This window comes from Pseudacidovorax intermedius, from assembly GCF_001476815.1.
GTDB lineage: Bacteria > Pseudomonadota > Gammaproteobacteria > Burkholderiales > Burkholderiaceae_C > Xenophilus > Xenophilus intermedius_A.
In genome coordinates this window covers 23,087-37,403 of sequence record NZ_LDSL01000029.1, presented here as the reverse complement: position 1 = coordinate 37,403, position 14,317 = coordinate 23,087, and the positions used below count along the sequence as shown (strand labels likewise).

Genomic DNA, 14,317 nt, shown 5'->3' with positions numbered 1-14,317 from the left:
GACCGCACCGTCGCGCGCCGCGCCACCTACACCACCTGCCGCCGCGAGGACGACCAGCCCGGCTGGAAGCCGGCGTGGTACCTGAGTGCGGAACGCCTGCGCACCGACAGCGGCGAAGGCGTGGGCGTGGCCGAGAACGTGCAGCTGCACTTCATGGGCCTGAGCTCGCCGGCGCTGCCGAGCGTGAGCTTTCCGCTCAACGACCAGCGCAAGAGCGGCCTGCTGCCGCCGGTGGTGGGCGTGGACAACGTCAACGGCCTCGAGCTGACGCTGCCCTACTACTGGAACATCGCGCCCAACCGCGACGCCACCTTCACGCCCACCGTGATGAGCAAGCGCGGCGTCAACGTGGCCAACGAATTCCGCTACCTCGAGAAGGACTACAGCGGCGAAGTGCGGCTGGACGTCATGCCCGACGACCGCCTGCGCAGCCGCGACCGCTGGGGCCTGTGGCTGCGCCACCGCCAGAACTTCGACGCCGGCACGCTGGGCACCGACACGCTCAGCGGCAGTGTCGCCATCGACCGGGTGAGCGACGACGACTACTGGCGCGACTTCACCCGCACGCCCTCGCTCACCTCGCGCCAGCTCTCGGCCGACGGCTCGCTCAACTGGACCAAGGGTGACTGGAGCGGCCGGCTGTTCGCGCAGAAGTGGCAGACGCTCACCTATGCGCCGGCGCCCATCCTGCCGGCCTACGACCGGTTGCCGCAGCTCACCGCCAACTACGCGCTGTACGACTGGAACGGCTTCGACTTCAGCTTCAACAACGAGCTGACGCGCTTCCGCGCCAACGCCGCCGAGCAGGGCCAGCCCAATGCCGACCGGCTGTTCTCGCAGGTGCAGCTGTCGCGGCCCTTCGTGCGGCCGGGCTACTACGTCACGCCCAAGCTCACGCTGTCGGGCACCAGCTACAGCTTCGACGGCCCGCTGTCCAACGGCGCCACCTCGGCCAACCGCACCGTGCCCACGTTCAGCGTGGACAGCGGCATGACCTTCGAGCGCGAGACCCGCCTGTTCGGCAATTCGTACACCCAGACGCTGGAGCCGCGCCTCTTCGTCGTCGACACGCCCTACCGCGACCAGAGCCGCCTGCCGGTGTACGACACCGCCAAGAGCGACCTGAGCCTGGCGTCGCTGTTCACCGAGAACGAGTTCACCGGCAACGACCGCATCTCGTCCACGCGCGCCGCCACCGTGGGCCTGACCTCGCGGCTGATCGATCCCGACAACGGCTTCGAGCGCGGCCGCATCGGCATCGCGCAGCGCTGGCGCTTCTCCGACCAGCTGGTGACGCTGCCCGGCGGCACGCCTTCCACCGACCGCGCCTCGGACATCGTCACCGGCGCGCAGGTCAATATCAACCCGCAGTGGAGCGTCGAGGGCGCGGTGCAGTACAACCCGCAGCGCGACAAGTCCGAGCGCCGCGCCATCACCGCGCGCTACACGCCGGGCCCGTACCGCACGCTCAGCGCCGCCTACCGTTACCAGGACGACCGCATCTCCACCAACAACGCCGGCTACGAGTCCATCGACCTGGGTTGGCAGTGGCCGCTGAACGACCTGTGGGGCGACAAGGGCACGCCCAAGGCCGGCGGTGGCCTGGGCGGCGGACGCTGGTATGCCGTCGGCCGCGTCAACTACAGCCTGCGCGACAAGGTGGTGACCGACGCCGTCATGGGCGTCGAATACGACGGCTGCTGCTACATCGGCCGCGTGGTGCTGGAGAAGGTGAGCACCGGCGTCGCCACGGCCACCAAGCGCATCATGTTCCAGATCGAGTTCATGGGCTTCACCAGCATCGGAACCAGCCCGATGCGCACGCTTCAAACCAACGTGCCGCGCTACCGCTCGCTGCGCGAGCCCACGCTCGCGCCGAGCCGCTTCAGCAACTATGAGTGAGCAGGACCACGCCCGCCTCTGCGGCGTGACCCAGCCCGCATCCGCCCGCCGGTTCCGGCGCGGCGCTTGATCCAGGAGGCCCAGGCCATGAGATTCCCGCTTTCCGTCTTTGCCCTGTCGTGCGCGGCCCTGCTGGCCGCCCCGGCCGTGCAGGCCCAGCAGAACGGCGCCGGTGCCCGTCAGGCCCAGGGCCGCAGCGGCACGGCTGCCGCGCCGCAGGCCGCGCCCGCCCGCCGCGGCATCACCGACATCATGCGTGCCGGCCCGGCCACCACCACGCTGCCGCCCGCCGCTTCGGCCGGCAGCCAGGCCACCGGCCAGCGCGCCGCCGAATACATCGTCGCGCTGGTCAATTCAGAGCCGATCACCAACACCCAGGTGCAGAAGCGCGTGGAGCGCATCCTGCGCGAGGCCGGGCCCGAGGCCGAACGCATCCCGCGCGACCAGCTCAACCGCCAGGTGCTCGAGCAGATCATCTCCGAGCGGGCCCAGCTGCAGCTGGCCAAGGAGCTGAACATCCGCATCGACACCATCGCCATCGACCAGGCCGAGGAAGTCGTGGCGCGCCAGAACCAGGTCAGCCTGACCGAGCTGCGCCGCCGCGTGGCCGAGGCCGGCCTGTCGCGCGAGGAATTCCGCAACAACCTGCGCGACCAGTTGCTGCTGACCCGCCTGCGCGAGCGCGAACTCGAAGGCCGGGTGAAGGTCAGCGACGACGAGATCGACCAGTTCCTGCGCGAGCAGCGCGCCGCCGCCAGCACGGCCGTGCCCGACATCAACCTGGCCCAGGTGCTGGTGGTGGTGCCCGAGCGCGCCACGCCCGCCCAGGTGGCCGACGCCCAGAAGCGCGCCGAGGACATCGCCCGCCGCGCCCGCGCCGGCGAGGACTTTTCCCAGCTGGCCACCCAGCTGTCCGACGCGCCCGACGCCCGGGCCACCGGCGGCGTGCTGGGCCTGCGCCCGGCCGACCGCTATCCGCCGCTGTTCGTCGAATCCACGCAGACGGCACCGGTGGGCAGCATCGTCGGGCCGGTGCGCTCCGGTGCCGGCTTCCACGTGCTGAAGGTGCTGGCCAAGCAGAGCGCGGCCTCGCCCGATGCCGTGGTCACCCAGACGCAGGTGCGCCACATCCTCATCCGTCCCGACGGCACGCGCACGCCCGAGCAGGTCGCCGCCCAGCTGGCCGACTACAAGCGCCGCGTGCAGGCCGGCACGGCCGACTTCGCCACCCTGGCCCGCGACAACTCGCAGGACACGGTGAGCGCCCGCCAGGGCGGGGAACTGGGCTGGTCCACGCCCGGCCAGTTCGTGCCCGAGTTCGAAGAGGCCATGAGCCGCCTGCAGCCGGGCCAGATCAGCGACCCGGTGATCACCCGCTTCGGCGTGCACCTGATCCAGGTCGAGGGCCGGCGCGATGCCAAGCTGAACCCGGCCGAGCTGCGCGAGGCGGCCCGCAACATCCTGCGCGACCGCAAGATGGAAGACGCCTACGAAGCCTGGGCGCAGGAAGTGCGCCAGAGGGCCTATGTGGAAATGCGGGAGCCGCCGACGTCGTGAGCCGCGTTCCCGCTTCCCGCCGCCTCGGGCGCCGTTGCCGGCCGCTGGCCGCCCCGCGCGCATGAAGACGCACGCCCCGCGCAAGCGCTTCGGCCAGCATTTCCTGACCGACGACGCCATCATCGACGGCATCGTGCGCGAGATCGCGCCGCGGCCGTCCGACGCCATGGTCGAGATCGGACCGGGCCTGGCCGCCCTCACCCAGCCCCTGGTCGAGCGGCTGGGCCGGCTCACCGTGGTCGAGCTGGACCGCGACCTGGCGGCGCGGCTGCGCAGCCATCCGCAGCTGCAGGTGGTGGAGTCCGACGTGCTGCGCGTCGACTTCGGCGCCCTGGCCGATGTGGCCGGCCAGCCGCTGCGCGTGGTGGGCAACCTGCCCTACAACATCTCCACGCCCATCCTGTTCCACCTGCTGGGTTTTGCCGAGCGCATCGTCGACCAGCACTTCATGCTGCAGAAGGAAGTGATCGACCGCATGGTGGCCGCGCCCGCCACCTCGGACTACGGCCGCCTGTCGGTCATGCTGCAGTGGCGCTACGCGATGGAGAACGTGCTCTTCGTGCCGCCCGAGAGCTTCGACCCGCCGCCGCGGGTGGACAGCGCCGTGGTCCGCATGGTGCCGCGCGCGGCGCCGGCGGCGGTGGATCCGAAGCAGCTGGAGCGCATCGTGCAGCTGGCCTTCAGCCAGCGCCGCAAGCTGCTGCGCCACACGCTGGGCCGCTGGCTGGACGAGCAGGGCGCCGGCGGCAGCTTCGACGTGCAGCGCCGTGCCGAGGAGGTGCCGGTGGCGGAATACGTGGCGCTGGCGCAGGCGGTGCCGGCGAGGGCCGCCGACTGACGGCATGTGCCGCGGCAGGGGCGAGATCGCCCTGACAGCGGTGCTTTCGGCGGGAGCGCGCGCGTTACTCCCGATCCAAAGCAGCGCACCCCCACGGGCCGCCGAGGCAAAAAGAAACCCGCCATCGGCGGGTTTCTTTTTCATGGCGCTGCCCGCGGCGGGCGCGGCGCCGATGCTGTGTGGGCGGCGCTCAGGCCGCCGACAACCAGTAGCTGCTGTTGAAGGGGCTGCTCATGCGCAGCGCCTGGGGCGTGACGTCCACCAGCTTGTCGGTGGGCATCTTCTCGTCGCCGCTCAGGTCGATGCCGTCGACGGCGGTGGCGCTCGTCGTCACCGGGGCCTCGCTGGCCCGTTCTGCTTGGCCGGATTGTGCAGAACGGGCTACAGAAAAGAATAGAAACACCGGAAGGGCACTTTTCGGTCCCCCCAGTAGTCCGCGGCGTCCCGGAAGATGTCGAGCAGTTGCTCGCGCGCTTCCTTGTCGAACTTGGCATGGGCCGGAATCTGCTCCAGCACGACGACGAAGCCCGGCTGCGGGCCCGACTTGTGCAAGGGGTCGGTCATGCAGTCGTACAGCGCGTCGAAGTTCTTGCCGAAATGCGCCGGAAAGGTGAACTGCTGGGCGATCAGGTCCAGCACGTCCTGCTTGCTCTGGGCCTGGGCCAGGTTGGCATAGAGGAAGTGGTGGCCCGCTTCCTGCGCGGCCTGCTGCAGGTCCGCGACGCGAAAGGCGCGAATCGACTGCACGATGTTCGGCCGCACGCCCTTGAGAGGCTGCTGATTCATCTCCGCTGTTCTTTCCATGTTGGTCAAGACTGGTTCCGGACGCGTGGGTGCGTCAATCCATGCCGTGCGCATCAGGGCACGATCCTTCTGAAACTGGCGTAATGGTCGGCCGTGTACCAGCATGCCTCGGGGCGGCTGGGCTGCTCGCCGCCGCAGACGATCCGCCGTGCACCGCGGTTGCTGGCGCCGGGCGTCCTGACCGTGTATTCGCGGTAGAAGCCACGCGGCTCGCGGGGCAGAAGCCGCTCGCGGTTGCCGAAGACCGTGCCGTCCTTCTCGTGAGGGAAGGGACCGCCTTGCAGGATGGATCGGTAGGTTTGCTGGCCCTGGGGAGGCAGTTCCGCCAGTGCAATCGAAGCGCCCCGGTCCGTGGTCTCCCGGGCGAAAGAGGCGGGGATCCCCGCCAATCCACCCCAGATGGCTGCCGCAAGAACGCCGACGCGCGTGAACTTGGAAACCGGGGAAGAAATCGAGGCGAAAACCGCCATGAGGCACCGGAAAGCTAAAGAACGGGACTGCGATTTACGGGTTAACCCGCAAATTCAAGCCCGCCAGTGTGCCCCACTGCTGCTCAAATAGCAAGCGAATGCCCAAGGATTGGGCAATGGGAAAGTCCCGCACAAGGCCGAAAAGTTGGCATTTCGTGCGGGTTTGCACCGAGGTGGTGCAGTTCGATGTGGCGGGGCGGGCGTGGCGATGTGCCGCGCCCCGCGGCGCGAACGTTCAGCGGTCGGCGTTCGCGTCCGCCACCGTCAGCGCCGTCATGTTGACGATGCGGCGCACCGTGGCGCTGGCGGTGAGGATGTGCACCGGCTTTGCGGCGCCCAGCAGCACCGGGCCGATGGCGATGTTGCCGCCGGCCGCCGTCTTGAGCAGGTTGTAGGAGATGTTGGCGGCGTCGATGTTGGGAAACACCAGCAGGTTGGCGTCGCCGGCCAGCGCGCTGTGCGGCATCACGCTCATGCGCTGGCGGCCGTCCAGGGCCACGTCGCCGTGCATTTCGCCATCCACTTCCAGCCAGGGCGCCTGCTCGCGCAGCAGCGCCAGCGTCTGGCGCATCTTGAGCGCACTGGGGTGCGCGCTGGTGCCGAAGTTGGAATGCGACAGCAGGGCGGCCTTGGGCTTGAGGCCGAAGCGCATCATTTCCTCGGCGGCCATGATGGTGATCTCGGCCAGTTCCTCGGCGGTCGGGTCGTAGTTGACGTGGGTGTCGACCAGGAAGACCTGCCGCTCGGGCAGCAGCAGCGCATTCATGCCCGCATAGATGGAGGCGCCGCTGCGCTTGCCGATCACGTTGTCGATGTAGGGCAGGTGGGCATGGGTGGTGCCCCAGGTGCCGCAGATCATGCCGTCGACGTGGCCCTTGTGCAGCAGCATCGCGCCGATCAGCGCCAGGCGGCGGCGCATCTCGATCTTGGCCACCTGCACCGTCACGCCCTTGCGCTCGGTCATGCGGTGGTAGGTCTGCCAGAAGTCGCGGTAGCGCTCGTCCCATTCGACGTTGACGACGTCGTAGTCGCGGCCTTCCTGCAGGCGCAGGCCGAATTTCTCGATGCGCTGGGCCATGATGGCCGGGCGGCCGATCAGCGTCGGGCGCGCAATGCCTTCGTCCACCACGATCTGGGCGGCGCGCAGCACGCGTTCCTCCTCACCCTCGGCATAGGCCACGCGCTTCTTGGCGGCGCGCTTGGCGGCGTCGAAGATGGGCTTCATGGTGGTGCCGGAGGCGTAGACGAAGCTTTCCAGCTTGTCGCGGTAGGCGTCCATGTCCTTGATGGGGCGGGCGGCCACGCCGCATTCTTCCGCCGCCTTGGCCACGGCCGGCGCGATCTTCATCATCAGGCGCGGGTCGAAGGGCTTGGGGATCAGGTATTCGGGGCCGAAGCTGAGCTTCTCGCCCACGTAGGCCGCGGCCACGCGCTCGCTCTGCTCGGCCTGCGCCAGGTCGGCGATGGCATGCACCGCCGCGATCTCCATCTCGTCGGTGATGGTGGTCGCGCCGCAGTCCAGGGCACCGCGGAAGATGTACGGGAAGCACAGGACGTTGTTGACCTGGTTCGGGTAGTCGGTGCGGCCGGTGGCCATGATGACGTCGCCACGCACCGAGTGGGCCAGCTCCGGCAGGATTTCCGGATTGGGGTTGGCCAGGGCGAAGATCACCGGCCGGACGGCCATCTTGGCCACCATCTCGGGCTTGAGCACGTTGCCCGCCGACAGGCCCAGGAAGACGTCGGCGCCTTCCATGACTTCGCCCAGCGTGCGGGCCTCGGTCTTCTGGGCGAACTGGGCCTTGTCCTCGTCCATCAGCTCGGTGCGGCCTTCGTAGACCACGCCGGCCAGGTCGGTGACGAACACGTTCTCGCGTTTGAGGCCGACCTTGAGCAGCAGGTTCAGGCAGGCCAGGGCGGCCGCGCCGGCACCGGAGGCCACCAGCTTGACCTGGCCGATGTCCTTGTTGGCGACCTTCAGTCCGTTGAGCATGGCGGCCGCCACCGTGATGGCGGTGCCGTGCTGGTCGTCGTGGAAGACCGGGATCTTCATGCGCTTGCGCAGCTCGCGCTCGACGTAGAAGCAGTCGGGGGCCTTGATGTCCTCGAGGTTGATGGCGCCGAAGGTGGGCTCGAGCGCGGCGATCACCTCGACCAGCTTGACGGGGTCCTTCTCGTCGATCTCGATGTCGAAGACGTCGACGCCGGCGAATTTCTTGAACAGGACGGCCTTGCCCTCCATCACCGGCTTGGAGGCGAGCGGGCCGATGTCGCCCAGGCCCAGCACGGCGGTGCCGTTGGAGATGACGGCCACCAGGTTGCCGCGCGAGGTGTAGCGGAAGGCCGCGGCCGGGTCCTTGACGATCTCCTCGCAGGGCGCGGCGACGCCGGGCGAGTAGGCCAGCGACAGGTCGCGCTGGTTCGTCATCTGCTTGGTGGCGCTGATCGCCAGCTTGCCCGGCACCGGATGCTCGTGGTATTCGAGTGCGGCGCGGCGAAGTTCCGCGCGCTTGTCTTCGGCGCTCAGGGGTTGGGACTCGGACATGGGAACGCTGCTCCTCGACGCATGCGGCGGTCTCCGTGGCGACGCCGCTGCCTGGTTCACTGGGAAAGGGGGCGCCGATTGTAGGCCGGGGCCTCGTGCGGACTCGTTCCTCCAGGCGTACCGTCCGTTCCGGCACGAGGCGGTGTCGCCGGGCTATGGCACCATCGGTGGTTCCTCATCACGCATGCAAGGAGTCGCGCCATGGCCCTGATGGATTTCATCAAGAAGCAGTTCATCGACGTCATCCAGTGGACGGAGGACGGTGACGGCACGCTGGCCTGGCGCTTCCCGATGGCGGGGCTGGAGATCCAGAACGGCGCCTCGCTCACCGTGCGCGAGTCGCAGATGGCGGTGTTCGTCAACGAGGGCACCGTGGCCGACGTCTTCGGCCCCGGCATGTACAGGCTGACGACCCAGACGCTGCCGGTGCTGACCTACCTGCGCAACTGGGACAAGCTCTTCGAGTCGCCCTTCAAGAGCGACGTCTACTTCTTCAGCACCCGCCAGCAGGTGGACCAGAAGTGGGGCACGCCGCAGCCCATCACCATCCGCGACAAGGACTTCGGAGCAGTGCGGCTGCGGGCCTTCGGCAACTACAGCTACCGGGTGGCCGATCCGAAGCTGTTCCACACCGAAATCTCCGGCACGCGCGAGCGCTACACCGTAGGCGACCTCGACGGCCAGTTGCGCGGGCTGGTGCTGCAGAGCATCAGCGACGCCATCGCGGGCAGCGGCGTGCCCTTCCTGGACCTGGCGGCCAACCAGATCCGCTTCGCCCAGGCGCTGGCCGCCCAGCTGGCGCCCGAGTTCACCCGCCTCGGCCTGAAGCTGGAAGCGCTGACGCTGCAGAACCTGTCGCTGCCCGAAGAGCTGCAGAAGGTGCTGGACCAAAAGATCGGCATGGGCATGGTCGGCAACGACATGGGCAAGTTCATGCAGTACCAGACGGGCCAGGCGATCCCGGTGTTTGCCGAGAACAGCGGCCAGGGCAGCGGCGTGGCAGGCGATGCGATGGGGCTGGGCGCCGGCGTGGCGCTGGGCCAGGTGATGGCGAACACGCTGGGGCAGGGGCTGCAGCAGCCGCCGCAGCCAGCGGCCGCGCCCGCCGCCGCGGCACCCACCGTGAGCCCCGCCGAGGTGATGTCCACCCTCGAGAAACTGGCCGAACTCAAGACCAAGGGCATCCTGACCCAGGAAGAGTTCGACGCCAAGAAGACCGAGCTGCTGAAAAAGCTGACGTGATCCGCGCCGCACGCTTGCGCCATGGCTGAGCCGGGCGGCATCCAGCGCCATTACCGCGCGCCATGCCCGGGGTGCGGCGCGCCGGTCGAATTCCATTCGGCGCAGTCCACCCACGCCGTCTGCAGCTATTGCCGCAGCGCGGTGGTGCGCCAGGGCGAGCAGCTGGCGCGCATCGGCAAGATGGCCGAGCTGTTCGAGGACTTCAGCCCGCTGCAGCTCGCAGCCGCCGGCCGCTTCGGGCAGCAGCCCTTCACGCTGGTCGGCCGGCTGCAGTACGGCACCGACGGCGGCCGCTGGACGGAATGGATCGCCCAGCTGGACGGTGGGCGCCTGGGCACGCTGAGCGAGGACAACGGCCAGTACGTGTTCTCGCAGCCGCTGGCGCTGCCCCAGGGCGCGCCGCCGGCCGACGCGCTGCGCGTGGGCATGACCACCGCCGTCGCGGGCCGCTCGTACACCGTCGCGTCGAACACCGAGGCCGCGCTGCTGTCGGCCCAGGGCGAGCTGCCGCGGCTGCCCGAGCCGGGCCGCGCCTTCCGCGTGGTCGAACTGCGCAATCACGAGGGCGAGGTGCTCAGCCTCGACTACGACAGCACGCCACCCTCGGCCTGGCTGGGCCGGCAGGTGGCGCTGGACGACCTGCAGCTGACCGGCCTGCGCAGCGATTCGGGCAGGCAGGAGCAGGGCCGCGCCTTCAACTGCCCGCATTGCGGCGCGCCGGTGACGGTGCAGCTGGAGGTCAGCAAGAGCGTCACCTGCGGCAGTTGCAGGAGCCTGATCGACCTGAGCGCCGGCATCGGCGCCGAACTGAAGTACGCGGTGCAGGACGAGCCGGTGCGGCCGCTGATCGCGCTCGGCCGGGTGGGCCGGCTGGAAGGGACCGACTGGCAGGTGGTGGGCTTCCAGCACCGCGTGGGCCGCTCGCCCGGTGACGACGAGCAGTTCGGCTGGAGCGAATACCTGCTCTACAACCGGCAGAAGGGCTTCTGCTTCCTGGTCGATGCCGAGGACGGCTGGAGCCTGGTGCGGCCGACCACCGGCGCGCCGACGGTGTCCAGCGGCTTCGCCAGCGCGCGCTACCTGGGCACCACCTACCGGCAGCAGTACAGCTACGACGCCGAGACCACCTACGTGGCCGGCGAGTTCTACTGGCGCGTCGAGCGCGGCCAGCGCACCGGCAACCGCGACTTCGCCGGGCCCAACGGCGCGGTGCTGTCGCTGGAGCGGGCGGACAAGGAGCTGACCTGGTCGCTCGGCAAGCGCCTGGATGGCGCTGCCGTGGCCCGGGCCTTCGGGCTCGAGGCGCGCCAGGACCAGTTCAAGCGCGCCGACGCGGCGCCGTTCAGCGCGGCCTCGCGCGTCGGCTGCGTGACGGTGGTCGTGGTCGTGCTGCTCGTCATCCTGCTGCTGGTGCTGCTGTCGACCTGCAGCGGCCCGAGTGGTTCGTCCGGCAGCGGCTGGCGCAGCTCGGGCGGCTCCTACGGCGGCTATTCCAGCGGCGGCGGCCACAAGTAGGCGACGCCTCCACCATCACACCTTCGAGGAGAGACGCATGGCGAAATTCGACTGGCTCCATCCCGTGTCCATCGCGGGCACCCTGCTGTATGCCCTGATCGGCATCGTCGTGTTCTGGGTGGCCTTCGTCATCATCGACAAGATCACGCCCTACGACCTGTGGGCCGAGATCGTCGAGAAGCAGAACCGGGCGCTGGCGCTGGTCGTCGCGGCCATGTGCTTGGGCATCTCCATCATCGTGGCTGCAGCGATCCATTGAGCACCACCGCGATCGAAGCGCGCGCGCCGTCCCCGGTGGCGGTGTCGCTGCTGGCCAGCGTCTTCGTGGTGGCGGCCTGCGGGCTGGTGTACGAACTCAGCGCGGCGGCGCTCAGTTCGTACGTGCTGGGCGACTCGGTGCTGCAGTTCTCTACCGTCATCGGCGTCTACCTGTTCGCGATGGGCGTGGGCTCCTGGCTGTCGCGCTACTTCGAGCGGCAGTTGCCCGCGCATTTCCTGCGCATCGAGCTGCTGGTGGCGCTGGTGGGCGGCTGCCTGCCGGCGATGCTCTTCCTGGCCAATGCCTACGTGCCCGGCGCCTTCCGCCTGCTGCTGTACGGCGGCGTGCTGGCGGTGGGCACGCTGGTGGGGCTGGAGATTCCGCTGGTCATGCGCATCCTGCGGCGCGACATCCAGCTCAAGGACCTGGTCTCGCAGGTGCTCACCTTCGACTACCTGGGCGCGCTCGCCGTGTCGGTGGCCTTTCCGCTGGTGCTGGTGCCGCAGCTGGGCATGGTGCGCACGGGGCTGCTCTTCGGGCTGATGAACGCCGCGGTGGGCGTGTGGGCGCTGTGGCTGTTCCGGCACGAGCTGCGGCGCTTCGGCGCGCATGCCGCCGCCTGCGTGCTGACGCTGGCCGCGCTGGCCGTGGCCTTCGTTCTGGCGGAGCGCATCAACAGTCTGGCGGAAGACCGGCTCTACCAGGAGAACATCGTCTTCGCGGCCAGCTCGCCCTACCAGCGCATCGTGGTCACGCGCGGCAATGCAGGGCACCGGCTCTTCCTCAACGGCAACCTGCAGTTCGCCGAGCGCGACGAGTACCGCTACCACGAGGCGCTGGTGCATCCCGCCATGGCTGCCCACGGCGCGCCGCGGCGCGTGGCTGTTCTCGGCGGCGGCGACGGCATGGCGGTGCGCGAGATCCTCAAGTACCCGTCGGTCGAGCAGGTCACGCTGGTCGAGCTGGACCCGAACATGACCGCGCTGTTCCGCGACCATGCGCAACTGGCGGCGCTCAACGGCCAGTCGCTGCGCTCGCCGAAGCTGCGCATCGTCAACACCGATGCCTTCCAGTGGCTCCAGCAGCCGCCGCCGGCGGGCGACGACGGCTTCTACGACGTGATCGTGGTGGACTTTCCCGACCCCACCAACTTCGCCATCGGCAAGCTCTACACGCAGAGCTTCTATGCCCTGCTGTCGCAGCGCCTCGCGGCCAGCGGCTATGCGGTGGTGCAGACCACCTCGCCGCTGGTGGCGCGGCGCAGCTTCTGGACGGTGGTGCAGACCATCGAGGCCGCCGGCCTCACGGCCATGCCCTACCACGCGCACGTGCCCAGCTTCGGCGAATGGGGCTTCGTGATCGCCAGCCGGCGGCCCTGGCGCATGCCGACGGCGCTGCCGGAGGGCCTGCGCTTTCTGTCGCCGGACACGCTGCCGCTGCTGTTCGACTTTCCGCGGGACATGGCGCGCGTGCCGGCGGAGGTGAACCGGCTGTCGAACCAGGTGCTGGTGCATACCTACGAGCAGGAATGGGGCAAGGTCAGCGGCCATTGAGCGGCAGCCGCCGGCGCTTCGTCGGGGCCTCTGCCGCGGGGGCAGCCGCGGTCGCGCTGCCGGCTTGGCTGGCGGGCTGCGGTCGCGAGGCGCCCGGCCTGGAGGGCGGCTTCGCCGGCATCGACATGGCACGCGGCCATGCTCTGCGTGACGGCCGCTGGGCCTCGCAGCCGGTGGCGAAGGAGCGTCGCACCCGCGTACTGATTACCGGCGGCGGCGTCGCCGGGCTGGCGGCGGCACGCGCCTTGCGCCAGGCCGGCATCGACGACTTCGCCCTGCTCGAACTGGAGGACGAGGCCGGCGGCAACGCCCGCGGCGGCCAGGTCGGCGGCCTGGCCTGCCCGCTGGGCGCGCACTACCTGCCGGTGCCCGGCGACGATGCGCGCGAGGTGCAGGAGTTGCTGGAAGAACTTGGCCTGCGCCGCCGCGAAGCCGGCCGCTGGGTCTACGACGAGCGCCACCTGTGCCACAGCCCGCAGGAGCGGCTCTTCTTCCAGGGCGAATGGCAGGAGGGGCTGCTGCCGCTGCACGGCGTCGGGGCGGGCACGCTGGCGCAGTACCGGCGCTTCGCGCAGAAGGTCGAGGCGCTTCGCCGCGCCGCGCATTTCGCCATCCCGACGCTGCGCGCCGCCCCGTCGGCGCTGCTGGCCGACCTGGACCGCCCCAGCTTCGCCGCCTGGCTGGATGCCGAGGCCCTTCATGATCCGCACCTGCGCTGGTACCTCGGCTACTGCTGCCGCGACGACTACGGCGCGGGCCTGGCCCAGGTCTCGGCCTGGGCGGGCCTGCACTACTTCGCCAGCCGCCACGGCTTCCATGCGCCGGACGACGGCCTCGACGCGGAGCGCGAGGCGGTGCTGACCTGGCCCGAGGGCAATGCCTGGCTCACGCGCCGCCTGGCTGCGCCGCTCGCGGGCCGGCTGCACACCGGGCAGGTGGTGCTGGCCATCGCCGACACCCGCAACGGCGTGGTCGTCGATGCCTGGGACGCCGCGTCGCAGCAGCGGGTGCGGTGGCAGGCCGCGCAGTGCATCGTCGCGCTGCCGGCCTTCGTCGCGGCGCGCGTGGTGGCATCGCCGCCGGCCTTCCTGACCGAACTCGCGGCCGGGCTGACGTATTCGCCCTGGCTGGTGGCCAACCTTCACCTGTCCTCGCCCCTGCGTGACCGGCCGGGCGCGGCGCCCAGCTGGGACAACGTGGTTTACGGCACGCGCGGCCTGGGCTACGTGGATGCGGGCCACCAGCGACTGGACCCGACGCCCGCGCCCACGGTCCTGAGCTGGTACCGCCCGCTGGGCCCGAGCGAATTCGACGGCGGCGACGGCCGCCGCCTGCTGGCCGAGCGGCCCTGGGAGGCTTGGCGCGACGAACTGCTGGCCGAGCTGTCGGTGCCGCATCCCGACCTGGCCGAGCGTGCGACGCGGCTGGCCATCATGCGCTACGGCCATGCCATGGCCGTGCCCGCGCCGGGCCTGCGCGCGCGCCTGGCGCGGCTCGCGCCGGGTGGCTCAGTGCAAGCCGGGCTGCTGCACTTCGCGCATGCGGACTGGTCGGGCTATTCGATCTTCGAGGAGGCCTTCACCCGCGGGCACCTGGCTGGGCAGGCGGCAGCGCGGGCGGCGTGACGGGGTG

At 69.9% G+C, this 14,317-nt stretch carries 12 protein-coding genes; 8 read left to right on the top strand and 4 right to left on the bottom strand.

The window, feature by feature from the left end; genetic code table 11:
* From NS331_RS03930 to rsmA, 3 genes are all read left to right on the top strand, one after another.
* On the top strand, nucleotides 1-1,902 hold a 1,902-nt coding region (locus tag NS331_RS03930), incomplete at its 5' end, for an LPS-assembly protein LptD (RefSeq protein WP_058640702.1).
* 87 nt (nucleotides 1,903-1,989) lie between these two features.
* Complete coding sequence (locus NS331_RS03925; RefSeq protein WP_058640707.1) at nucleotides 1,990-3,459, top strand: peptidylprolyl isomerase; 1,470 nt, start codon at nucleotides 1,990-1,992, stop codon at nucleotides 3,457-3,459.
* Between the two features lie 61 nt (nucleotides 3,460-3,520).
* Nucleotides 3,521-4,297 carry a 16S rRNA (adenine(1518)-N(6)/adenine(1519)-N(6))-dimethyltransferase RsmA gene (gene rsmA / locus NS331_RS03920; RefSeq protein WP_058640701.1) on the top strand — a complete coding sequence of 259 codons (777 nt, stop codon included), beginning with the start codon at nucleotides 3,521-3,523 and terminating at the stop codon, nucleotides 4,295-4,297.
* 190 nt (nucleotides 4,298-4,487) lie between these two features.
* Here rsmA and NS331_RS26570 read toward each other — a convergent pair whose 3' ends face one another.
* From NS331_RS26570 to NS331_RS03905, 4 genes are all read right to left on the bottom strand, one after another.
* Entirely contained in the window at nucleotides 4,488-4,631 is a 144-nt protein-coding gene (locus NS331_RS26570; protein ID WP_242873642.1) for a hypothetical protein, read from the bottom strand.
* A gap of 47 nt (nucleotides 4,632-4,678) precedes the next feature.
* Complete coding sequence (locus NS331_RS03915; RefSeq protein ID WP_242873641.1) at nucleotides 4,679-5,083, bottom strand: barstar family protein; 405 nt, start codon at nucleotides 5,081-5,083, stop codon at nucleotides 4,679-4,681.
* A 71-nt stretch (nucleotides 5,084-5,154) separates the two neighbouring features.
* On the bottom strand, nucleotides 5,155-5,571 hold the full coding sequence (locus tag NS331_RS03910) for a guanyl-specific ribonuclease (protein WP_058640700.1): 417 nt from the start codon (nucleotides 5,569-5,571) through the stop codon (nucleotides 5,155-5,157).
* Between the two features lie 235 nt (nucleotides 5,572-5,806).
* Nucleotides 5,807-8,176: an NADP-dependent malic enzyme gene (locus tag NS331_RS03905; RefSeq protein WP_440589364.1), complete on the bottom strand. Its 2,370-nt coding sequence runs from the start codon at nucleotides 8,174-8,176 to the stop codon at nucleotides 5,807-5,809.
* 141 nt (nucleotides 8,177-8,317) lie between these two features.
* Here NS331_RS03905 and NS331_RS03900 point away from each other — a divergent pair, with 141 nt between their 5' ends.
* From NS331_RS03900 to NS331_RS03880, 5 genes are read left to right on the top strand one after another with little or no spacing between them, the layout of a single operon-like run.
* Nucleotides 8,318-9,358 (top strand): SPFH domain-containing protein, encoded by a 1,041-nt coding sequence (locus NS331_RS03900; protein ID WP_058640698.1) that lies wholly within the window; start codon nucleotides 8,318-8,320, stop codon nucleotides 9,356-9,358.
* A gap of 21 nt (nucleotides 9,359-9,379) precedes the next feature.
* Nucleotides 9,380-10,873 (top strand): DUF4178 domain-containing protein, encoded by a 1,494-nt coding sequence (locus tag NS331_RS03895; RefSeq protein ID WP_058640697.1) that lies wholly within the window; start codon nucleotides 9,380-9,382, stop codon nucleotides 10,871-10,873.
* A gap of 37 nt (nucleotides 10,874-10,910) precedes the next feature.
* A complete protein-coding gene (locus tag NS331_RS03890; RefSeq protein WP_058640696.1) occupies nucleotides 10,911-11,132 on the top strand; it encodes a DUF350 domain-containing protein in 222 nt (73 codons plus the stop codon).
* Complete coding sequence (locus NS331_RS03885) at nucleotides 11,129-12,685, top strand: polyamine aminopropyltransferase (RefSeq protein ID WP_058640695.1); 1,557 nt, start codon at nucleotides 11,129-11,131, stop codon at nucleotides 12,683-12,685. The genes NS331_RS03890 and NS331_RS03885 overlap by 4 nt, the downstream gene beginning before the upstream one ends.
* Nucleotides 12,661-14,310, top strand: coding sequence for an FAD-dependent oxidoreductase (locus NS331_RS03880; RefSeq protein WP_058640694.1), 1,650 nt, complete (start codon nucleotides 12,661-12,663; stop codon nucleotides 14,308-14,310). Before NS331_RS03885 ends, NS331_RS03880 begins: the two co-directional genes overlap by 25 nt.
* The last annotated feature ends 7 nt before the right edge of the window (nucleotides 14,311-14,317 follow it).

What these genes read in the sequence shown, in the direction of transcription:
- NS331_RS03895 (WP_058640697.1), top strand. Translation starts at nt 9,380, where the DNA reads ATGGCTGAGCCGGGCGGCATCCAGCGCCATTACCGCGCGCCATGCCCG.
- rsmA (WP_058640701.1), top strand. Translation starts at nt 3,521, where the DNA reads ATGAAGACGCACGCCCCGCGCAAGCGCTTCGGCCAGCATTTCCTGACC.
- NS331_RS03900 (WP_058640698.1), top strand. Translation starts at nt 8,318, where the DNA reads ATGGCCCTGATGGATTTCATCAAGAAGCAGTTCATCGACGTCATCCAG.
- NS331_RS03925 (WP_058640707.1), top strand. Translation starts at nt 1,990, where the DNA reads ATGAGATTCCCGCTTTCCGTCTTTGCCCTGTCGTGCGCGGCCCTGCTG.
- NS331_RS03910 (WP_058640700.1), bottom strand. Translation starts at nt 5,571, where the DNA reads ATGGCGGTTTTCGCCTCGATTTCTTCCCCGGTTTCCAAGTTCACGCGC.
- NS331_RS03915 (WP_242873641.1), bottom strand. Translation starts at nt 5,083, where the DNA reads ATGAATCAGCAGCCTCTCAAGGGCGTGCGGCCGAACATCGTGCAGTCG.
- NS331_RS03880 (WP_058640694.1), top strand. Translation starts at nt 12,661, where the DNA reads ATGGGGCAAGGTCAGCGGCCATTGAGCGGCAGCCGCCGGCGCTTCGTC.
- NS331_RS03890 (WP_058640696.1), top strand. Translation starts at nt 10,911, where the DNA reads ATGGCGAAATTCGACTGGCTCCATCCCGTGTCCATCGCGGGCACCCTG.